Below are 20,598 nucleotides of genomic sequence, written 5' to 3'. Positions count from 1 at the left end.
GGGGTCAGGCGATGATAGCTGTTACGCGAATTTCGATACGCATGGTTGGAAGCCCCAGCGCTTCGATTCCCAACTGCGTCCAGATTGGAGCGCGGTCGGGCATGTAGTGGCGATACAGCTTGGCCATTGTTTCGTTGATCACGGGAGGGAATCCACCGACGTGATAGGAATTGACGTGGACCACATGCGGCCAGCGTGCTCCGGCGGTCGCGAGCGTCCGTTCCACGTTCTTGAACGCCTGCTCGATCTCTTCCTCAATCGACTCCGGAATGACGAGATCGTCGTTCCATCCGCCCTGTCCGGAGATCTCCACGCGGTCACCAATGCGCATTGCCTGAGAATAATGAAGCGCGTCATGCAGGCGCGTCCCGTATCCGGGGGTGATGAAGAATGAAGGTGTTGTCATGAGTTTGCCTTTGATGAGCCAGGTCAATGCGGCTGCAAGTGACCGTATGCATGCAGAAAGAGATGCAGGGCGTTCGGCACTAGCGCGCCGGCTGCGGTGGAGGGCTTTATTCCACGTCTTCTACGGTGAGGTCCCGGCCGTTGAACTGCACGGTCTCCCCGGCTCGGGCACCCTCGATCGCTTCGAAGATCGGCGCCATCGTGGAAATGCCCATGAGCTCACGCCCCTGACAGGTAAACTTGCTCGTTGACACCGCGATCACAAAGTGGCGGCCGGACAGCTTGACGACAGCGCCTTCGTTGACGGCCAACTTGGGGCCGAAATCGATCGTCCTGAGCTTTTCGAGTTTATTGGCGTAGTCATGGAGCGTGTCATCGAGCGCTTCAGCGAAGTCGCTCGCGACCTCGGCCTGAGCTAGTTCGTCGTTTTCGATCGGTTCGCTCCGATCGAGCCGAGCGGTAGAGACATAGTCCAGGTAGTTTTCGCGAGCGCTGTGCAACGCTGCTGTCTCCAGCAAGAGCATAGTTTCTCGTATGTGGTCCTTGTTCCAGTCCATAATCACCTCCTAATTTTCGATGTTCTTAAAGTTCAGCCTGCAGATGTGTGGGCCAGGAAGGCCAGCCTTTCCGGCTAAGCGACACCGCTATTCGTCGCTGATGACGTCTTCGCCCTGGTATGGAACCCTGATCAGCCGAGGATCTCGAATGATGCTCGTGACGAGCCAGACATATTCCTGCTCGGCGGTATCGAAGCCGAGGATGCTGAAGGATTGGCCGAAAGGGCATGGCGGGAAGTCTGGAAAGCCCTCGCGCAGAACGTAACGCTCGGGATCGCTGTGAAACTCGCTCTTGTAGACTTTCCGTAGTCCGTGCTTGCTCGGCGCGTCCTGGTCACCTGCCGGTGCTGTTTCCCGATGCTCCACAAGGCGCTCGGACAAGTCGCGGGGGCAGATTTCGTGGAACACGTCGAAGGCGTCGATCAACAGGCCTTTATGCTCTGTCGCCGGATCGGTGATCGCGTAGATGTTGGAGGCATCTTCGCCGTCGTCCCCGCTCTCGAGGCGCAACGCCGCATCGACGCGAATGCTGCATGCATCGAGGGTTGACCCTAGTTCGAGATCGACGAGATTGCCGTCCTTGACGCGGTATTCGCGGTCATAGCCGTTGGCGATGAATGACTGGACTGCTTCTAGAACGTCGGTCACCTGGGAGGTCATGGAAGCACCTTCATCTTGAACTGGATTGGACACGCTCGCGCACAAAGCGCGCTGTGACTCGGCGGACGGAGAAGCTCGCGAAGTGCGTTACTCATAGCCACTTGGCCTTCTTGAAGCGCATGAACAGGAGAAGGCAGAACACCGCTATCACTCCGAGCACGACGAAGTAGCCATATGGCGTGTCCAGTTCCGGCATGTGCTTGAAGTTCATGCCATATATTCCGGCGATCGCCGTCGGGACCGCCAAGATCGCCGCCCAGGCCGCGAGCTGGCGAGTGACCACACCGATCCTTTGCGCTTCCAGAAGGCTGCTGGCCTCGAAGACCGTGGACAGGACAAGCAGGAGGCCGTCGACCATGGACTGCACGCGGTGGACATGGTCCGCGACGTCGTGGAAATATGGTGTCATTTCGGCGCTGATGCAGGGAAAGTGGCCGCGAACGAGCTTTCGCACCAGCTCGGTCATAGCCCCGAGCGTGCGCTGGAACCGCGTGAGTTCGGACCTTAGTTCGAAGATTCGCGCCACCTCTTCTGGCCCGAGGAAATCGTGCAGCGACCGTCGCTCCATCGCCAGGACGTCGTCCTCGATCATTTCGAAGATGGGCAGATACTGGTCGACCACTCGGTGCAAGATCGCGTGCAGCACATAGTCGACACCCTTGCCGAACTGCGTCGGCGATGCCTCGAGTTGCTCCCGAAGTTTGCCCAGCGCTCCGGCATTGCCGTGCCGCACGGTGATAAGGTGATTGTGACCGGTGAAGATCGCCATCTTGCCGTAGCTGATCCGGTCGCCGACCAGCTCGGCGGTCTGGGCGACGACGTACAACTCATCGTTGTAGACCTCGAGCTTGGGCGGGCACAGCGGGTGCATGGCGTTGTCGATCGCCAAAGGATGGAGGTTATACGTCGTCTGGATCGCGCTGAGTTCGTCTGCGGTGGGCTCGCTAAGCGCGATCCAGCAGAAGCCCGAGCGATTCTCGTTTAGTTCGACGTGCTCATCGAGCCTGATTTCACGGACTCGCTTACCTTCGTTGTAATAATATGCGGCGATAATGGTCATGCAGGCCTCGCAGGAATTCGCAGGCCACGCTGTACAGCCGGTCGCGCCAGCCCGCGTTCGAGCCATGCCTGCACGTTCGAATAGCTGCTTAGGCCGAGGATGTCGCCCGCTGCGTAGAATTCGACCAGCGCATTCACCCAGCCAAACGTCGCAATGTCCGCGATCGAGTAATCATCGACAATCCATTCGCGGCCCTCCAGCCGGTGATCCAGGACCCCGAGAAGACGCCTGGATTCATCAACAAAGCGCTGCCGAGGTCGCTTGTCCTCATAGTCCTTGCCGGCAAATCGCAGGAAAAAGCCTAGCTGTCCGAAGGTCGGCCCAACGCCCGACACCTGAAAGAACACCCAGGCCAGAGTCTCGTACCGCTGGGCGGGTGTTGTTGAGATGAGCTGCCCCGTCTTGTCGGCCAGATAGATGAGGATCGCACCGGTTTCCCATATGCCAATGGGCTGGCCGTCAGGGCCAGCCGGATCGATGATCGCGGGTATGCGGCCGTTGGGATTCAACGACACGAACGCTGGATCCTTCGACTCGTTGTTCGAGATGTCGACGAAGTGGGGCTCATACGGCAGGCCAGTCTCCTCCAGCATCATCGAGACCTTGACGCCGTTGGGCGTGGGGGCCGCGTATAGTTGCAAGCGATCCGGATAAGATGCTGGCCAGCGCTGCGTGATGGGAAAGGAGGAGAGGTCTGTCATATCTGGATCCTGGCACTGCGACGGCGGCTGAATGGAATGATCTGCTTCAAGGCCGGGTTCGACGACCGCGTCGATTGACGCGGTCGTCGGAGGTTGCGAACCGGATCGGCGCGGCACTAACGGCAGCGAAGCCTATTCCGCTGCAGCCCCGGCCGCAGGGCTCACATCGCCGGCCTCATGCCGCTTTGGAAGAACCCAGTCGGGACGGACGAAGTGGCAGGTGTAGCCGCCCGGCCGCTTCTCCAGATAATCCTGGTGATCGGGCTCGGCCTCCCAGAACTCGCCGACCGGCTGGACCTCGGTCACCACTTTGCCATCCCACAGCCCCGAGGCATCCACATCGGCGATCGTATCCTCGGCGACGCGCTTCTGCTCCTCGTCGACATAATAGATGCCCGACCGGTAGGAGAGCCCACGATCATTGCCCTGGCGGTTCAGCGTCGTCGGATCGTGGATCTGGAAGAAGAATTCCAGGATGTGCCGGTAGCTCGTCACTGTCGGGTCGAAGACAATCTCGATCCCCTCGGCATGCGTGCCGTGATTACGATACGTGGCGTTCGGAATATCGCCGCCCGTGTAACCCACACGGGTCGAGATGATGCCGGGCCGCTTGCGGATCAGATCCTGCATGCCCCAGAAACATCCTCCTGCGAGAACAGCGCGCTGATGCATGTTAAGCCTCCTCTACTTGATCGAGATATTCACCGTATCCCTCGGACTCCATCTCGTCGCGCGGGATGAAGCGAAGGGACGCAGAGTTGATGCAGTAGCGCAGACCGCCGCGGTCGGAAGGACCGTCCGGGAAAACGTGGCCCAGATGGCTGTCGGCGTGTACCGACCTGACCTCCGTCCGGACCATGCCGTGTGCACTGTCCCGCACCTCGTTCACGTTTGCCGGAACGATCGGCTTGGTGAAGCTGGGCCAGCCAGTACCCGAATCGAACTTGTCCGTTGAAGCGAACAGCGGCTCTCCCGACACTATGTCGACGTAGATGCCAGGCTCCTTGTTGTCGTTGTGCTCACCCGTGAAGGGCCTTTCGGTCCCCGAATCCTGGGTAATCCGGCGTTGCTCGGGGGTCAGGCGGTCAACTGCTGCCTGTGACTTCTCAAACTTCATGATAGTCTCCAATAATTAATCTAGAGAGCTCGACACACTGTCATTTATCTTTGCAGTCATTGCGCCGACTATCGCAGTGCGCCCCAGATTTATCCAATACGCTGCGCGTATAGTTTCCATAGCGCCGAAGCTCTTCACGTCGTGATTCAGTTCCACTCATACCGGGCTGCCAGCTGCGCGATGTTCCGTATCTCGACCGTTGCCGTGGAGCCGGATACTGTCGCGATCACGACTTCGCGCTCCAAGACAAATCCGTCGATCGGCCGAGTGACGAGGCCTTGCACGGTCGGCGATCGTTCCGGAAGAATGCATATGGCGTGGCCGTCAGCGACGACCCGTTGCACCCAGTCCTCGCGATCTGATCGAAAGCGAGGTCGCATGAGCAAGTCCCGTCGCGCGAAGTGATCGAGGATCCGATCGCGAAACTCGCATTTCAGGCGATCGACGAAAGGAAACTCGAGCAGGTCTTCGCCGCGCACGATCTCGTTGGCAGCCAAGGGATGGTTTGCAGAACAGCCGAGCACGAAGCGCTCCCGAAATAGAGGATGCACATCCAGCTTGCGTTCCGGTCTTGTTTCACGCGGCATGATGCACGCGTGGTATTTTCCTGAAAGCACCTCCGATGTGTCCTCGTTCGACTGGAGCGAGTGCAGCTTGATTTCGATGGATGGCATCTCCGCCAATGCGCTCTCGAAGAATGCCGTAAATTCCTTTGGTCCGACGGTGGGCGCGACGGCGACATCCAGCACGCGGTGCCCCCCCATCGCCCAGTGCTCCGAGTGATTGCGAACGCTCTTCATCGCGACCACCATGCGCCGGAATTCTGCCTCGACGTCATGGCCAAGGCCAGTCAGGCGGCTGTTCTTCCCGTCGCGATAGATCAGCGGCCCGCCAAGCTCATCTTCCAAGCGGCGGATCGCGCGGGTCAGACTTGGCTGTGACACACCGCTCAAGCGAGCGGCCGCTGTGAAATTCAGCGTCTCGGCCAAGTTGATGAAATAGCTGACTTGATTGAGTTCCATAGTCCTTTGGCCCACGCGCCTGACTGATACCTCTTCCGTGAGACCGCCTTTGGAACGCAGGTCGCAGAAGTATGCTTGGCGCATATAATCATGATATAGGGGCTTGTCTATATGCGCCAGACATATAAATGATAGCCTGAGATGACGATTACCGGTTGGCGGTGCGCTCCGCTCAGCTCCGTCGAAGGTTCTGAGAGCGCAACCGCCAAGCCGCGTGCTGGAGGTTTGATGGACATGGCAGGAAGATCATTTACGTTTGTCAGTGGGGCTGGCTCTCCGCTGTCCGGGCACCTCGAACCGCCGGAAGGGACGCCGCGGGGCTGGGCGATCTTCGCCCACTGCTTCACGTGCGGGAAAGACAGTCGCGCCGCTGTTCACATCTCGCGCGCGCTGTCGCGTGCGGGCATCGGGGTCTTGAGGTTCGATTTCGCCGGGACCGGGATCGGCGGTGGGACGGGAGAACCTGTGAACTTCGCGTCGGACGTCGAGGACCTTCGGGCCGCCGCAAATGCGATGGCGGCGGCGGGCATGTCACCGTCCCTCCTCGTCGGGCACAGCCTGGGTGGCACCGCTGCGATCGTAGCCGCCGCCGACATGCCTGATATTGCGGCGGTAGCGACGATTGGTGCGCCGGCCGACCTTCAGCATATCTTGCGCCTCTTCGGACCGAATGATCTGGACACCATCGCGAGCGAGGGCGAGGCCTCGGTGGAGATTGCCGGTAGGCCCTTCCTCATTCGCCGAGGGTTCCTTGAGGCGGTTGAGGGGATCGACGTCGAGAAGGCCATTGCCTCCCTGCGACGGCCGGTGCTGGTCATGCACTCTCCGCTGGATCAGGTGGTCGGCATCGACCACGCGTCGCGCATCTTCGTCGCGTCCAGGCACCCTAAAAGCTTCATCTCGCTCGACAACGCGGATCACCTTCTCACCGACGTCGCGGACGCGAACTACGCCGCGGCCATGGTGGCGGTTTGGGCGAGCCGCTTTCTCCCACCACTCAGCGCGGATCTTCCGCAGATCGAGGTTGCGGAGGGCGTCGTCGCCACCGAAACTCTTGCAGGGACGTTCCAGCTCAAGGTCCGCAGCGGCGAGCACACTCTGTTCGCCGACGAGCCAGCATCGGTCGGTGGCCTCGGGACCGGACTATCTCCCTACGAACTCGTATCTGCCGGCCTCGCAGCCTGCACGGTGATGACGATGCGTCTCTATGCGAACCGCAAGGGCTTTCCGCTCGAACGGGCGAGCACGACCGTGCAGCACGAGAAGGTGCCGGACATGATGCCACCCGACCGGTTCACCCGCACCATTGTCCTCGATGGGCCGCTGAGTGATGATCAGCGCGCTCGGATCCTCGCGATCGCTGATCGGTGTCCCGTCGATCTGAGTCTCATCCGGGGTTCGGACGTGCAGACCGAGCTCTTGAGCGCCAGTCAGGCTGCGGATCCCGCGAGGCTGGCTTGACCGTGGCGCACACGGAGGAGGGCGAACGGACTGTGAGCCAATCGCCTACCGGCAATAGGGCGGCCGCGACAGAGCGAGCAATTCTCGCAGGCGGCTGCTTCTGGGGCATGGAGGATTTGCTGCGCCGAGCCAGGGGAGTCATTTCGACGCGTGTCGGTTACACAGGCGGAGAAATGCCTGATCCGACCTACGCGAGACATTACGGCCATGCGGAAGCAGTGGAAGTGACCTTCGACCCTTCCGTTCTCGCCTATCGCTCGCTCTTGGAACTCTTCTTCCAGATACATGACCCCACGACCTACGAGCAACAAGGCAGCGATGTCGGTCCGAGCTATCGATCGGCGATTTTCTACACCACCGAAGTGCAGAAGGAAGTCGCCCTCACAACCATCGCGGAAATCGAGGCATCAGGAAGCTGGCCTGGCCCGGTCGTGTCGGAGATCAACCCAGAAGAACCCTTTTGGGAGGCGGAGCCAGAGCACCAAGAATACCTGGTGCGCTATCCTGGGGGCTATAGCTGCCACTTCGTGCGCCCGACCTGGCGGTTGGACCGCTCAGACGAACGCCCAGCTGTAATACTTGACAGAAAGAGTTGATGATGACCGAAACCGTGACTAATCAGGCCGCCTGGCAGAAAGCGCCGGGGCAGCCACTGAGGATCGGTGTCACCGCTCTGCCGCATCTGGCGGCGAACGAGATATTGATCCGCAACGCGGCCATCGCGATCAACCCACTCGACTGGATTCTGCAGGACGTCGCGCTTTTGCCATGGCTCGACTATCCCGCGATTCTCGGCAGCGACGTCTCCGGTGAGGTCGCGGCGGTCGGTGGCGCGGTCGAGCGGTTCAAGGTCGGCGATCGAGTCATCGGACAGGCGGTCGGGACAACCGTAAATCAACCTGCGCAGGGTGCGTTCCAGCACCACACGATCGTGCTGGACCACATGGCGGCGCCGATCCCCAACAACATTGCCTTCGCTGATGCGGCAGTCCTCCCGCTTGGCCTTGGCACCGCCGCAAGCGGGCTCTACGGACGGACACAGTTGGCTCTCGCGCCACCGTTACACTCGCCGACCGCGCGTCCAGAGGTCGTTCTGGTCTGGGGTGGATTGTCGAGCGTTGGCTGCAACGCCATCCAGCTCGCGGTGGCGTCGGGCTACAGGTGCGTCGCCACCGCTTCGGCGCGCAACGTCGGCCTGTTGAAGGAGCTGGGTGCAAGCGAGGTTCTTGACCACTCGAGTCCAGCCATCGTGGAAGACGTGATTGAGGCAATGCGCGGGCGCAGTCTCGCTGGAACGCTTCACGCGACCGGTCACATGAAAGACTGTTTTGCCGTAGTTGCGAGATGCGAGGGCTCGCGCCGGGTGGCAGCGACGCTGGCCCCGCCCGACGAGCGTTCATTTGGAGTCGAGGCGACGCACATCTCCGGGACGAGCCTCAAGGATGACGAGGTTGGTCCAATGATCTACCGCGAATTCCTGCCGCAGGCTCTCGCGGCGCGCACGTTCGTCCCCGCCCCTCCGGCGAAGATCGTGGGCCAGGGCCTTGAAATGCTCCAGGCTGCCTTGGAAGCCCTGAAGGCGGGTGTATCCGCAGCGAAAATCGTCGTTACCCTGCCTTGAGTGACCAGCCAGGCGGTTTTTCGCGTTCGCAGTCTGAGGTGGCCCGCACTTTGCCGATTGGGAAGCTCTACCGGGAAAACGCGTGTGGGACGCGCGCTGCGCTCCTGCCGGAGCATGCGTTCCCGAAACCTGTTCCCGACTGCTTTTCCCCGAAACTACCTATCGGACATAGAGAAATGGGAATGCAGCGAGTGGTTTGAACGGCCGCTTCCGAAACCGCGTTCCGATCAATTGAGCGGCTAAAAGTGGGGCGATCACCGACATATTAGAATGAGACCGCCATGCCCGATCGGCCGGCTTGACGCGTAGCCAAAAGAATGCGGCTGATGGTAGGCTCGCTGACATTATGAAGCCCCGCCATCTGAGCAGCGTTGAGCTGCCGCAATTGCGAGTCTCCTACGCGTCGTCGTTCTTCTCGCGGTCCACACCTCGCTCATGCAATTCGGCATCGACGGGGCAGTTCGTGCAGCCCTCGTAGCAGCACAAGCGGCAGATGCGGTATGACTGCTCGAGGTTTTCCAAGCGATTTCGGAGAACGCGTTCAGCGATGTCCGATAAGGTTTTCAGTTCGTCTGGATTAAGGATCGATAGCCCTTCGGCAATCACTTGATCGCGCGAGGCCAGGACCTCGTCGCTCGCGACCTTGCCAGTTGGAGTAAGATAGAGGGATCGCGCGCGCCCGTCTGTCGAATGCTCCCTACGCTCGATCAATCCCTCGCTTACCAATCTATCCACCAGGCGAACAGTTCCAGCATGTGAAAGGCCCACCCCGATCGCAAGCATACGGATCGAGAGCCCGGGCTTGTGCGCGAGCAACGCCAGCGCTGAGGCGGCGGGTCCAGCTTCCGGCGCCCGCGATGAACTAGCGCGAACGATGTCGTCGCTGATCATGAGTGCGAACGCCCCGAAAATGTTTCGATCTCGAGGTCCATCCATTGCCACATCTATATGTGCGCGGAGCATAGACAGCAAGCCATACCGTGGTCCTCTTCCTCCGCGCGGCTTGTGGAAAATGTCCTGTTTTAAAAGGGTTTCGGAGGATTTCGACTGATCGAGCGCGCCGAAAAAAACGGGTCCGGCTCGTTAAGGCAGCGGAACCGTTGATACCTGGCGGCTATAGGGCAAGCCTTTTCGCTCGGAATCGCCGTAGGTCGCGCCCGAGAATCACTCCGCGTCAGCGCTGTCATCCAGGCCGCGCAGGTGCAGATCAGCGAGACCTAGCTTGCCCCCGGCGTCGCACTTCCATCGTGTCACCGCGCGCGATCACGATTGTATCAATCCCATTGAGGAACAGTCCGTGCTCCACGACGTCGGGGATTGCGGCGATCGCTGCTACGATTTCGGTGGGCATGGTTATCTCGTCCAGGGCCGCGTCCATCCGTACAGGCTGGACGTTTGCCAACGGGCTATAGGCCCACCCGGAGCGCCAGCCCCATCAAGTCAAAATCCCGCAAAGGTCGCGCGTTTGCTGGGTAAAGGCATCGCCGATGAGGATGGCTTCGTGAGGCAGCGAAGCGCGAACCAGCCGCTCGACATATCTCGCTTATTAGTATATGCGTCGCGCATATACTGCAACGCCTGCCCGAAGCACGTAGACGACGTTCGTGACGTTCCCACGGGACCACTGTTGAGGAATTTTAGATGAGCATTTTCGACCGTTATGAATTTCTTGTCCCCGAGCACGGTCGGAGGGATCTTGGCCTGCTTAGATGGGCTCTCGTGATCGTATTTCTGTGGTTCGGCGCGATGAAGTTCACAGCGTACGAGGCCTATGGTATCGCCCCGTTTATCGAACACAGCCCGATCATGAATTGGCTCGGCATGTTCGGGACGCAGGGGCAAAGCTATTTCATCGGCGTTATCGAGTTATCGACCGGTCTCGTTCTGATCCTTGGTGCATTTCGTCCACTCTTCTCTGCGCTAGGCGCACTAATGTCAGCAGCGACCTATCTGATCACGCTGACCTTTTTCATCACCACTCCAGGTGTCGCGGAGCAGACTGCCGGCGGCTTTCCTGCGATTTCGGCTGCACCAGGGCAGTTTCTACTGAAGGACGCAGTTCTGCTAGCGGCGTCCCTCGTGCTGCTGCGTGCTTCGGTCCGCCACAGAGGGGCGCTTGTGCCCTCGTGACTGTGGTCCTCTCGTGACGGCGGCGTGCAAATCCTGCAGAACCTCCGCGGGGCATGGATGCTCCGTCGCGATATCGAGCCCGGAGGCGCTCAGCTGCATGGCGACGCGGTCTTCGCCCGTTTCGGCGAAGGCGCGCTCGCTTATCGAGAGAGCGGCATTCTCACACTGGCAGATGGCAGAGTATTCTCCGCGTGCCGGCAGTATCGCTATCGCTTGAGCGAGGACAGTGTTGTCGTCGAGTTCGCAGACGGACCTCATATCGGGACGCAGTTCCTCAGCTTGAGTTTCTCGCGGACGGATACCGGGTTGGAAGCGAGTGGCGTCTATGCCTGCGGAGACGACACCTACCATGCAACCTACAGGATTCTGGGGCCGGCGGCCTTTGAAGTGGTCATCATGGTCCAAGGGCCTGCAAAGGCATACGAGCTAGTCAGCCGATATTCCCGGTCGGGATAAATGCTCATGTCAGGAGGGCAAGTCCTCTGTTGCCCTTATCATGGCCGTGAAAGGCAGCGCCGGAATAACTTACCACGCGCTGCAAATCCGAAGACGATTGTCGTCGTCATCAGAAGGTAGGCGACTATCCCACCAGGTGAAAGAGTCGGAACCGCTGCGAGGATCAACCCATCATTCCCGCCGGGTATGAGCGCGATGCCGATACCCATCAATGTGCCGCCGACGATAGATCGCAGAATGCCATTGGCTGTCGGCAGTTGGAGACGCAGATTGCCTTGGCGAAAGGAGGCGGTTAGGGCGCCTGCGATCGAAGAGATCACCGCAGTGAGCGCGACCTCGCCGGCCGGCGACATTCTGAGAGGAAGGGCGCGTTGAATCACGTCTGCGAAGGTCCAGGCCGGCGAGAGTGCATATAGAAGTCCGCCAGTGATACCGAGTCCAATCATCGAAGCGCCGAACGACCAACCCGGCTTTGTTCGCAGAACGCTCTTCGTGGAAACGAAAACGAGTGCCAGCACGAGCACAACTAGGAAGGCTAGGAGAGTAACGAGGCCTGTTGCGCTCGGTTTGGAGATTAAGCTTGGCCATGTTGAATCGTAGCCGAACCTGCCATGGTCGGCAACCAAGATACCAATCGTTAATCCCAAGGGTAGAGCTAGAAGTCGCATCTCCCCATCCCCAAGCCGCGCCAGCGATCCGAGCAGGCATGTGTCATTAATGAGTGCGCCGAGGCCGAAGGCGATGGCGCCGATGAGCAGGAGGAAATTGATGCTGGTCGAGGGTGCGAGTGTTGCGCCCAGTGTTCCCGTCCAGACTATCGGGACCGCAACCAGGCCTGCCGCTGCCGACGCTGCGAGAAATCCGACGAACATTTTCGGCGGCTGTCTTCTGTGTAACTCATGAGCGGCCACCACTAAACAGGTTCCGCCTTGGTTCGCCGCATATCCGAACCCGAAGGCAAGTACGCATAGAAGAAGTTCGAGCGCAAACGATCCCATTATTTCAAGCCTGCCTGATCATATCGTCAGCCTTCTGATGCGACGTTCCAGCGTGGCGAGCGCCCCGGCTTAGCTTTACCACGGGAAGGCGCGATCCTGCTGTAGCCGCACAGATGGCAAAGGCTGACCGAGCCATCTTTGTCGAAGCCGTTTGCCACAAGGAGCCGCTCCGACAGCATGCCTAGAATGTCGAGGTCATTGGGCGACAGGGGCGAAATACATTCGGAGATCACCTGCTCCCGTGCCTTGAGCAAGGCGTCCGTTATCTTCTTCCCCGAATTGGTGAGGTGAATGAAGCGCGCCCGCCTGTCGGTGATTTGTCTTCGTCGTTCCACCAACTGTTCGCGCTCGAGCCTATCGATCAATCGCACCGTCCCGGCATGAGAAAGCCCGATCGAGGTAGCCAAAACGCTGATCGGCAGTCCGGGCTCCATGCTGAGTAACACCATCACGGCGGTCCCCGGGCCGCTTGGTGAAAACGAGGCCGAGACACTGGCGATGCTGTCTGCAACCGCCAACGCGAGTGCACCTAAATGGTACTTGGCGACCTCAGGCTCCATACCGCAAGAATATATGCTTCGCGCATAGACTTCAAGCGTGTGAAAATGTATGACCGCCGCATGCATCTATGACAGATTCGGACATGGTCATGCTCATTGAGGGGCTCAGCTCGGATTCCACATCTGAGATCAACGGACGTGCTCGTTCCCCAGGCGCTAGCGGGGGTGGGCTCGATGAAAGTGGACGTGCATGGGTGCCGCTCACCGGGCGCAGGCGGTTCGCCGATGAGACCGCCGGTATGATCGGACGGGTCTCATGCCCGACCTGACTCTTGATCTCCGATACCTGAAGTACGCCGTTCAGGTCGCCGAGGCCGGCAGCTTCCGCCGAGCGGCGGAGCGCCTATCGATATCGCAATCCACCGTCAGCCGACGTGTGCAGCTGTTTGAGCGCCAACTTGGCTTTTCTCTCTTCAAGCGTACGCGAGCGGGGGCAGGGCTGACTCCAGAAGGTGAGCGCTTCCTTCAACAAGCGGTGGTGGGAGCGCGCTACCTTCGTAACGCCGCAACGGAGATCCGCTCCGCGCGGAAACTCAAGACCGGGCTCGTGAGGTTTGGAATGCTTGAAGCGTTCCCGGCGTGCCCGATCATCAACATTCTCTCGGCATTCAGAAATAGACATCCGACGATCGAGGTAAAGCTTGAGGAAGGCACTTCAGAAGAAAACACTTTGGGGGTGAAGCGCGGATTACCCTGCATTCCCCAAGTGGCGTGTCGTTTGAGGTGAAGATCGCCTGTATCCGAGCGCTAGACAAGGATTTTCTGCCGCAAGCGGCACCTGCGGTCGCGCAGACTGCTGGATCTGGACGGATCAGACCGCGAAGCCGCTGTTTCCTTGCCCAGGGGCGGCGTTTTTCAGCGCAGCGGACAGATCTGTCCAGCCGCTTTCGTTCAGTTTGAGCGTGGATCGCGATCATGCGCATAGCGGTGGCGCTCGCAATCGGCGGATAGCGGCGAGGATGGCGCGTACCATCGTGCCGGTGACAGCGACCTCGGCCAGCTGGAAGGTGATGGTGCGGGCGTGACGGACCACACGTGCCCCGATCTTGATCAGCTTCAGTTGCAGGCTGATCAACGACCAGTCGGCCATGGCCTCGGGCAGCTCGATGCAGCGCAAGAAGGTGGCCAGGTTGTACGCCAGGGCGTGCAGTTGCAGCCGCACCTCATTGTCGCGGAACTTCCGGCACGACAGCCGCGTCCAGCGAAAGGCGTATTTGCCCTCTTTGATGTGCTGCTCGGCGGTGCCGCGCTGGTTGTAGAACCGCACCACCCAGTCCGGCTCCATCGGCAGGTTGGTGACGATGAAGCCGACACGCGGGAACAGTTCGCCCGGATGCCATTCGATCTTGGCGATCACCCGGCGTTCCTTGTCCCAGGACGCCGCCTGATACTCGAATTCCTCGAAGAACCGCTTGACCTTGGTCAGTGACGGCCGCCCGACAGGGCGCGTTAGCCGATGCGCGATCTTGTCCTTGAGGACCGCGTTTGCGGGCAGCCGGATGGCGTAGAAGAACCGCGCTTCTTCCAATCGCTCATAGATCGCCGGGATCGCGTAGGCAGCATCGGCCCGGAAGAACCTGCCACCAAGGTCGCGCTCCGCGTAGCGCGCAATGACGGGGTCGAGAACATCACGCCAGCCATCGGCGCTGTGGACGTTGCCATGGCGCAGGGCGCAGCGTTCCAGCATCCCGAACTGGTTGAACAGAAAGTTGGGGTGATAGCAGCTACAGTCGAAATGGCCATTCCAGGCGGACCCTTCCTGGTCGCCATGGGTCGGGCTGACCGAGCTGTCCATGTCCAGAACGATGTACTTCAGCCCGTTACGGTCATGGAACCGGTCGATCCATTGCCCGTTCAGGTCGGCCAGCGCGGCACGGTTCCCGGCCAGAGCCAGCGTCTCGGTCTCGAACCGTCCCATCTGCGATGCCGAGGCCGCTTGTGCATCGACCGCTCTGCCGCCGACAACTTGGCGCATGACCGGATCGCAGGCGAGACGGTTGGCGTCGTTGACATCCTCGTATCCGGCCAGCCGCCCAAAGACTGATTGCCGGAACAGGCCGTCGAGCCGATGGACCGTGTTCTTGCCAGAGCGAGTATCGCGCAGCGCCGCTGACGCCAAATCGGACAACCCGAGCGCGTCATCAAGCTCGCGCATCACCAGAAGGCCGCCGTCGGAACTGAGCTGCGTGCCGCGAAATTCCAGCCGCACGCGAGGGTCGAAATCCACCCGATCTGCCCGTTGCAAGCCCGCACCCTCTGGGTGATCCATGAAACGCGCCCCTCGCAGCCTTCAACACCATGTTTTATATAGGAAATATAATGGTCAGGACAGCGAAATCAGCGCCTTACTTGGGAAATGTGGGTTTCAATGAAGCGAGGGCAGCAAAAAGCTGCCCTCATGTCCCTCGCTTATGCGAATATTATTTTCCGAGTATGCGGGCCTTATCCTGCATTCTATTGATTGACGCCGCAACCCCCGTGGTCGCCTGAAAAACAGATGGGTGTGCTGCAAACGCCTGTCCGGCGCGACCGACAGCATTCTCTCCACGCATCGTTTGCGCTGAGGTTCTGGCGATGGCTGCACCGCCTGCCGTTGCGCCCTTTCCTGCTTTATAAATATTGCTACTTTGCGTAGCGAATTTACTAGCAGCCGCAATGACGCCGGTCATTGCAATATTTCCAGATACAGTTGTGACAAGCATGGGTAGCAGAGCCATGCAGAGCAAGATCAGAATAAGCAAAACAATGAAGGGAATGAACGCCCCGACACTAGAGAATCCACTGGTCCCAATGCGCTCAATCATCTCATTTCCCATTGAAATCATAATCGAGAAGATTGATGCAATAAATAGGGGGTAAAGCGACCAACTGATACACGCCGAAAGCCAGCGTTCAAAGAATCCTTTTGTGGCTTCAAAAAGGGTCATGGCAATAACAATAGGAGCCAATCCAAGAAGGATGGTAATTACCACTTTCGGAAATAATATGAGCAGTGTTGATACTGCTGTAACAATGCCGATAAGAGACAAACATATCCCGGAAACGATAGCCGTAGTAAAGTATCCACCCATTTCCTGTGCGATATTGGTTGCTGCTATACTGAATCTAACCATCATTCGGTCGATCTCACTGGCGAAACCATCGCTGATTGTTGGACCACTTAACCCGTTTCCACTAGATGCAAGTATGCCACCAGCCGTTGATTCAATAGAGCGCAAAATGCCGTCAGCGACTCCCCAAAATTGGTTCCAATTCCAGGCAAAAATGCCTATTAAAGCCAGCTTTATCATCAGGCTTAGACAATGCCCCCACGCCATCGGTCGTAGTTGCACCATCATATTGATACCCAAAAGAGCTACCGCTAGGACAGCCATGTGGCCAACTAGGGTGCCCGATGCTTCCACTAGGCCAAGGAACGTCGATCTGGCTGCATTAACAAGAAAGGTCTCCGCCGAATTGACCATTGGTGCAACGATGGCCATATCAGCGACCTCGCCATTTGCGGCAAATATCTATCGATGGCTTTAGTAGCCTTGCCACTTCAGACAACACAGCTCCATCCAATTCGCGGATTTCTGCTATGCTGCTACCTGCGGCTACCTTATGGTATTCATCGTCGGCATTATCCCATGATGGATATTCAACTTCGCATGGGCATGAATTAGTTTCGACAATGCTTTGGTAGCGTCGCATGTCATATATTGATCTTATCAGAAGGGCATTGCTTGCTTCTTGCGGAGTTCGATTGATGACCCATTCCGGGGGCTGTGGCTTCACGCATCCATGACGGGTTGTCTCACCACCTGCCGGGGGCTTTGACAGATCGGGCATGGTAAAATCCATAAAGTCCCGCTCAGCCTGTGAAGGCTGCGGCTCGGTCTGGGCTTGTGCAAACTGCACATCGCCCATCCGCGTGGGGGATGCAGTCTCGGCAGGGAGCCAGCTGTTAAGGACGGCACCACCGATCGCCACACCGACAGCAAGCGATGTGAGAGCGATGAAAAGGGTTCTCTGATCAAACATGGCTCGTCTTTCCGTTGACCCCGGCATCAGGGATGTAAAATTCCAGCACGCCGCGCTCGCCGCCGGCGCGTCCATTCTGGACCACCACGTCGATCGAGCTGGCGATGTAGCGGAGCGTGTCATCGAACGTCAGCGGCAGTTCCGACTTCAGCGCCATGATGGCGAGTTTCCACAAAGCCAGCTTTGGGGTTTCGGCATGGATGGTGGTCATTGACCCGCCATGGCCGGTGTTGATGGCTTCGATGAAGGTCATGGCTTCCTTGCCCCGGACCTCGCCCACAATCAGTCGGTCCGGCCGCATCCGCATGCAGGAGGTCAGCATGATGTCCGGCGATCTGGTCTTGCTGTCCCGCGCCGCAATCAGTGTCACCACATTGGGCTGCGTCAGCTGCAATTCAGGCGCGTCCTCGATGGTGATGATCCGTTCGCTGTCACTGACCTGCGCCAGCATCTTGCGCGCAACAGTGGTCTTGCCGCTGTCCGTCGCACCCGCGATCAAGGCGTTCATCTTGTGATGGACGATGAACGACAGGGCCGCATCGATATCGCCGGTCGCTGCCAGCCTTTTCAGTTCTCGCTTCGTCTCCGAGCGAGCCTTTTCCACCGAGTATTCCTGCCCATACAGGTATTTGATCTGAATCTTGTCGATAGGCATGGACGTGAAGAACCGCATCGAGATTGCCACGCCTGATTCAACGGCAGGCGCGGCGACCACCTGGACCCGGATCGGACGGCCCCGGTAATCTACGGAGGTCGAGATGATCGGCGCATCCCGGCCAAGGGTCTGCGTCCCTGCGCTTGCGATACGGCGGCCCAGGTCCATGACTTCCTGACGGTTCATCGCCGCGCGGGTTTCCAGCTTCATCGCCAAATCGCCGTGTTCCAGCGACCAGATGCGGCCGTCCGGGTTTATGGCGATTTCCACCAAGGCGGGACTGTCGATGACAGCCCCGATGCGGGACAAGGCTTCATCCAGATAGCTGCCGTGTTCCATATCGTTCATGATCAAAAAATCTCCAGATCGCGGTCCACCATGACGGTGATCCTGGTGCCTTGATTGACGGTGATGGTCGGCGGCATCGAGACATACTTGCCGATGGCCGACTCCGTTGCGCCGGTGACGGCGTTGGATACGCCGGTTGCGGGATCGTTGGAGCCGCCCGTCGAAATGGTCACGCCCCCGTCGCCGCTGTCGTCCTGCAAGGCCGAGGGGATGGCCGAGATCGTGGAAATCAGCGCCGCCGCCCCGAGCCTACGGAAGAAATGGTTGTTGACCTTGCCAGTGGTGCCGGAACGGCCCAAGGCGTCGCCACCAAAGGAGCTGATCTGCACCGACTGGTTGTCGGGCATGATGATACGTTCCCATGCCACCAGAAGCCGGTTCTGGCCTGTTTCCACATCTGCCGAGTAGCTGCCGATCAGACGCGACCCGCGCGGGATCAGGATGCGCGATCCATCATAGGCCACCACATCGGTCGTCACGAGGCCCCGGATCGGACCTTGAAGCGTGGAGTCGATGGCTGTTTCCAGAACCGCCTGGATCATCGTGCCCTGCGTGACGGTGTTGGACGGGTTCACGATGATCTCTGCGCGCTGGACCTGCACCGGACGCCCGGCATCGCGCACGAATTGGGCATCATCGCTGAGACGCGCCGCCTGCTGCGCAGCCGCCCCGTCTCCCAGACCCGCCGCATCGGCGATGGCACCGCCTGCGCCGCCGCCGCCGCCAAGGGCAACCATGGACGATTGCAACCGGGCCTCTTCCAATTGCGCCGCCTCGTCGGCGGCCTGACGGCGCTGCGTGAGCAGATCGTCATCCCCCCCCGGCATCACGCTCTGGCCGTTTTGCAGCCGCAGCATGTCCAGATCGTTCTTCAACTCGGCAATTTCGAGGTTACGGCTGCTGAGTTGTTCGTTCAGTTCCTGCTCGCGCGATTGTGCCTCGTTGCGCAGCTGGTCCAGCTCGCCGCGCATTTGGTCGAGAGCTTGCGTATCCACGACAGGCTCACCCTCGGCGTCCTCGGCGGGAGCCTCGGACAGCCGGTCGATCTGGTCCTGTAGGCCGCGGATCAGATCGACCACTTCGGAATTGTCGCTTTCCGCCGCAGGGGCAGGGGCCGGTTCCGGTTCTGCGACCTCGACCGCTGCCGGCACCGCGGACGGGGGATTTTCCAGATCGCCAAAGCCGCTGCCCTCGTTCTGGAACTCCTGGGCTTCACGGACGGTCATATCCGCTGCGCCGTCAGGGAGCGAATAGACATAGACCAGTCCGGCGATAGCCACGCCGCCGCACAGAAGCCCGGCCATCTTGGCAGCCTTTGCCGCAGGCCGGGCCTTGGGTTGATTGCGCGGATTGGATTTCTCCAGCGCCGCCAGCCGTTCGCGCAGGTCTGCCGTTTCTTGTTCGCTCATTGCACCAACCTCACCGCTTTCATCATCCCCACCGTCGATTCAACCGTTCCCAAGCGCAGCATCCAGAACGGGCTGGTGCCGGTCACGCGCACCACGCCATCGGGCATGGTCTGGGAATTGACCGTGATTTCCTGCCCTGCCGTGACCTTGAAGATCGCGGGCAATTCGCCGTTGCGCCGGAACTTGAAATAGGTGAAGGCCCCATCGTCCCAGACTTGCGTCGGGGTGGTGCCGTTCACGATACTGCCGCCGTAGTCGTAATTCAGCGGACCACGGGCCACCTGGCGGTTCGCGGGCGTGGCGCTGCCCGAGCCGCGCGGGTAGGTGAAGCGCACCACGGAGAACTGCGCCGAGGCGGTTTCCGAGACCTCAAAGTAATACTGCCGCTTGTTGGTATAGACGTTGATGTTGGTGGCGGCGCCGCTGGTCGTGGGCTTCATCACGAAGGCGCTGCCACCCGGCACCGCATCGAAATTGAAGCTGACGGTATCGCCCGCGACCACGGAGGTGATTTCTTCATCCGGGCCGAACTCCACGGACGTGACCCGGCCAACCTGCGTCTGGACGCGGTAGACCTGTCCATCGACCCATTGGGCATAGCGGACACGGGCATCGAGATTGCCCGCCCGAGGGGTCACTTCGGCCAAGGCGCTCGACGCCCCCATGCTGGCCGCGCACAGGGCAATGGCAAGACAAGTGCCGCGCATCATTGGATCTCCGATCTGTCAGAGGTGATTGCGTATTCGTAGACCGAGAAGCCGAACGGGTTGGTCCAGACATCCTCTAGCGACCGGGCGTCGGTCGTGTCGTAACGGAAGGCCAGCGTGGCCGTGAACAGACCCCGGGTTTCCCCGTCACTGTCCTGCAGCCGCTTGCGCAACCGGACCTGGGCACGATCATTGGTGATCTGCGTGACCGAGAGAATTTCCACATCCATGCGTGCATTCGCGCCGTATTTGCTTTGCGGATAGTCCGGGTTTTCCGACGACCAGAGGCTGCGCATGGATTGCAGCGCCGCCCCCGAGGACCGGGCCAGCACCGAGCGGATCCGAAGGTCATTGTCGAGCATGCTGTAGGTTTCCCGGTCGCGCACATAGGCATGGACCAGCGACTGCACGACAGCATCACGGTTGCTGACGGAGATCGTTTGCAGGTTCACCATCGGCAGCGCCATGCCGCTGGACGGATCGAACGGCACCAGGACCGGGGCAGGCGTCTCATGGCTGGCCGCGATCACCGCCGCCATGATGCAGCCGATGGCACCGAAGCCCCATCCGGCAACCCCGAACTTCTGCCAGAAGGCACCGCGCCGCCGCGCGCCGTAGATCAGCTCTTCCTCTGTCTCACTGACATTGCGGGACGGGATGGCCGTGGCGGAGGCTTGCGCCGTTGTGTTTTTGCGATTGAACATCAGT

The 20,598-nt window shown here is 59.8% G+C and carries 24 protein-coding genes; 6 read left to right on the top strand and 18 right to left on the bottom strand.

Translation table 11 applies throughout. The features are described 5' to 3' along the window. Positions 1-4: 4 nt before the first annotated feature. The 8 genes from GBO37_RS17810 to GBO37_RS17775 form a co-directional block, all read right to left on the bottom strand. Positions 5-406, bottom strand: coding sequence for a RidA family protein (locus tag GBO37_RS17810; protein WP_004099044.1), 402 nt, complete (start codon positions 404-406; stop codon positions 5-7). A 106-nt stretch (positions 407-512) separates the two neighbouring features. Further along, the gene (locus tag GBO37_RS17805; RefSeq protein WP_004099042.1) at positions 513-962 is read right to left on the bottom strand and encodes a hypothetical protein; all 450 of its coding nucleotides are present in this window, start codon (positions 960-962) and stop codon (positions 513-515) included. An 87-nt stretch (positions 963-1,049) separates the two neighbouring features. Then, the gene (locus tag GBO37_RS17800) at positions 1,050-1,622 is read right to left on the bottom strand and encodes a hypothetical protein (protein WP_047722653.1); all 573 of its coding nucleotides are present in this window, start codon (positions 1,620-1,622) and stop codon (positions 1,050-1,052) included. 91 nt (positions 1,623-1,713) lie between these two features. Then, entirely contained in the window at positions 1,714-2,682 is a 969-nt protein-coding gene (locus GBO37_RS17795; protein WP_252930253.1) for a magnesium and cobalt transport protein CorA, read from the bottom strand. After that, positions 2,679-3,383, bottom strand: coding sequence for a glutathione S-transferase N-terminal domain-containing protein (locus GBO37_RS17790; protein ID WP_004099038.1), 705 nt, complete (start codon positions 3,381-3,383; stop codon positions 2,679-2,681). Before GBO37_RS17790 ends, GBO37_RS17795 begins: the two co-directional genes overlap by 4 nt. Before the next feature lie 132 nt (positions 3,384-3,515). Next, positions 3,516-4,055, bottom strand: coding sequence for a peptide-methionine (S)-S-oxide reductase MsrA (gene msrA / locus GBO37_RS17785; protein WP_004099036.1), 540 nt, complete (start codon positions 4,053-4,055; stop codon positions 3,516-3,518). Between the two features lies 1 nt (position 4,056). Beyond that, positions 4,057-4,500: a peptide-methionine (R)-S-oxide reductase MsrB gene (gene msrB / locus GBO37_RS17780; protein ID WP_004099035.1), complete on the bottom strand. Its 444-nt coding sequence runs from the start codon at positions 4,498-4,500 to the stop codon at positions 4,057-4,059. A gap of 146 nt (positions 4,501-4,646) precedes the next feature. Then, positions 4,647-5,522 carry a LysR family transcriptional regulator gene (locus tag GBO37_RS17775; protein ID WP_011191349.1) on the bottom strand — a complete coding sequence of 292 codons (876 nt, stop codon included), beginning with the start codon at positions 5,520-5,522 and terminating at the stop codon, positions 4,647-4,649. Between the two features lie 228 nt (positions 5,523-5,750). On the opposite strand from GBO37_RS17775, the gene GBO37_RS17770 reads away from it, so the two are divergent. The 3 genes from GBO37_RS17770 to GBO37_RS17760 are packed head-to-tail and all read left to right on the top strand — an operon-like array spanning position 5,751 to position 8,604. Continuing rightward, the gene (locus GBO37_RS17770) at positions 5,751-6,983 is read left to right on the top strand and encodes a bifunctional alpha/beta hydrolase/OsmC family protein (RefSeq protein WP_045269764.1); all 1,233 of its coding nucleotides are present in this window, start codon (positions 5,751-5,753) and stop codon (positions 6,981-6,983) included. A 32-nt stretch (positions 6,984-7,015) separates the two neighbouring features. Then, a complete protein-coding gene (gene msrA, locus GBO37_RS17765; protein ID WP_011191350.1) occupies positions 7,016-7,579 on the top strand; it encodes a peptide-methionine (S)-S-oxide reductase MsrA in 564 nt (187 codons plus the stop codon). Beyond that, on the top strand, positions 7,579-8,604 hold the full coding sequence (locus GBO37_RS17760; protein WP_252930252.1) for a zinc-binding alcohol dehydrogenase family protein: 1,026 nt from the start codon (positions 7,579-7,581) through the stop codon (positions 8,602-8,604). Before msrA (GBO37_RS17765) ends, GBO37_RS17760 begins: the two co-directional genes overlap by 1 nt. A gap of 396 nt (positions 8,605-9,000) precedes the next feature. Here GBO37_RS17760 and GBO37_RS17755 read toward each other — a convergent pair whose 3' ends face one another. Further along, on the bottom strand, positions 9,001-9,495 hold the full coding sequence (locus tag GBO37_RS17755) for a MarR family winged helix-turn-helix transcriptional regulator (protein WP_004099028.1): 495 nt from the start codon (positions 9,493-9,495) through the stop codon (positions 9,001-9,003). 750 nt (positions 9,496-10,245) lie between these two features. Between GBO37_RS17755 and GBO37_RS17750 the strand changes: the two genes are divergently transcribed. Both GBO37_RS17750 and GBO37_RS17745 read left to right on the top strand, forming a co-directional pair. Continuing rightward, positions 10,246-10,734 (top strand): YkgB family protein, encoded by a 489-nt coding sequence (locus GBO37_RS17750; protein WP_018429614.1) that lies wholly within the window; start codon positions 10,246-10,248, stop codon positions 10,732-10,734. Positions 10,735-10,758: 24 nt separating this feature from the next. Beyond that, entirely contained in the window at positions 10,759-11,190 is a 432-nt protein-coding gene (locus GBO37_RS17745; RefSeq protein WP_232092758.1) for a DUF6314 family protein, read from the top strand. Positions 11,191-11,228: 38 nt separating this feature from the next. Here GBO37_RS17745 and GBO37_RS17740 read toward each other — a convergent pair whose 3' ends face one another. Then, positions 11,229-12,188 carry a YeeE/YedE thiosulfate transporter family protein gene (locus GBO37_RS17740; protein WP_103243971.1) on the bottom strand — a complete coding sequence of 320 codons (960 nt, stop codon included), beginning with the start codon at positions 12,186-12,188 and terminating at the stop codon, positions 11,229-11,231. Between the two features lie 26 nt (positions 12,189-12,214). Continuing rightward, positions 12,215-12,637, bottom strand: coding sequence for a MarR family winged helix-turn-helix transcriptional regulator (locus GBO37_RS17735; protein WP_223296479.1), 423 nt, complete (start codon positions 12,635-12,637; stop codon positions 12,215-12,217). A gap of 367 nt (positions 12,638-13,004) precedes the next feature. Between GBO37_RS17735 and GBO37_RS17730 the strand changes: the two genes are divergently transcribed. Then, positions 13,005-13,475, top strand: a complete 471-nt coding sequence (locus GBO37_RS17730; RefSeq protein WP_252930250.1) for a LysR family transcriptional regulator — start codon at positions 13,005-13,007, stop codon at positions 13,473-13,475. Positions 13,476-13,661: 186 nt separating this feature from the next. Here GBO37_RS17730 and GBO37_RS17725 read toward each other — a convergent pair whose 3' ends face one another. The 7 genes from GBO37_RS17725 to GBO37_RS17695 all read right to left on the bottom strand — a co-directional run bounded on the left by GBO37_RS17725 (position 13,662) and on the right by GBO37_RS17695 (position 20,594). Continuing rightward, positions 13,662-15,017 (bottom strand): IS1380-like element IS1247 family transposase, encoded by a 1,356-nt coding sequence (locus tag GBO37_RS17725; RefSeq protein WP_084693981.1) that lies wholly within the window; start codon positions 15,015-15,017, stop codon positions 13,662-13,664. 151 nt (positions 15,018-15,168) lie between these two features. Beyond that, complete coding sequence (locus GBO37_RS17720; RefSeq protein ID WP_252930248.1) at positions 15,169-16,230, bottom strand: type IV secretion system protein; 1,062 nt, start codon at positions 16,228-16,230, stop codon at positions 15,169-15,171. A gap of 1 nt (position 16,231) precedes the next feature. After that, on the bottom strand, positions 16,232-16,771 hold the full coding sequence (locus tag GBO37_RS17715) for a hypothetical protein (RefSeq protein WP_252930247.1): 540 nt from the start codon (positions 16,769-16,771) through the stop codon (positions 16,232-16,234). Then, a complete protein-coding gene (locus GBO37_RS17710; protein WP_252930246.1) occupies positions 16,764-17,774 on the bottom strand; it encodes an ATPase, T2SS/T4P/T4SS family in 1,011 nt (336 codons plus the stop codon). The genes GBO37_RS17715 and GBO37_RS17710 overlap by 8 nt, the downstream gene beginning before the upstream one ends. A 2-nt stretch (positions 17,775-17,776) precedes the next feature. After that, positions 17,777-19,183, bottom strand: a complete 1,407-nt coding sequence (locus GBO37_RS17705) for a TrbI/VirB10 family protein (protein WP_252930245.1) — start codon at positions 19,181-19,183, stop codon at positions 17,777-17,779. Further along, positions 19,180-19,893, bottom strand: a complete 714-nt coding sequence (locus GBO37_RS17700; protein ID WP_341872768.1) for a TrbG/VirB9 family P-type conjugative transfer protein — start codon at positions 19,891-19,893, stop codon at positions 19,180-19,182. The genes GBO37_RS17705 and GBO37_RS17700 overlap by 4 nt, the downstream gene beginning before the upstream one ends. Continuing rightward, on the bottom strand, positions 19,890-20,594 hold the full coding sequence (locus GBO37_RS17695; RefSeq protein ID WP_252930244.1) for a virB8 family protein: 705 nt from the start codon (positions 20,592-20,594) through the stop codon (positions 19,890-19,892). Before GBO37_RS17695 ends, GBO37_RS17700 begins: the two co-directional genes overlap by 4 nt. Positions 20,595-20,598: the final 4 nt, after the last annotated feature.

Source organism: Paracoccus sp. 08 (genome assembly GCF_024105395.1).
Lineage (GTDB): Bacteria > Pseudomonadota > Alphaproteobacteria > Rhodobacterales > Rhodobacteraceae > Paracoccus > Paracoccus marcusii.
The sequence above is the reverse complement of the archived record's forward strand: the minus strand, read 5'-3'. Positions and strand labels throughout refer to the sequence as shown.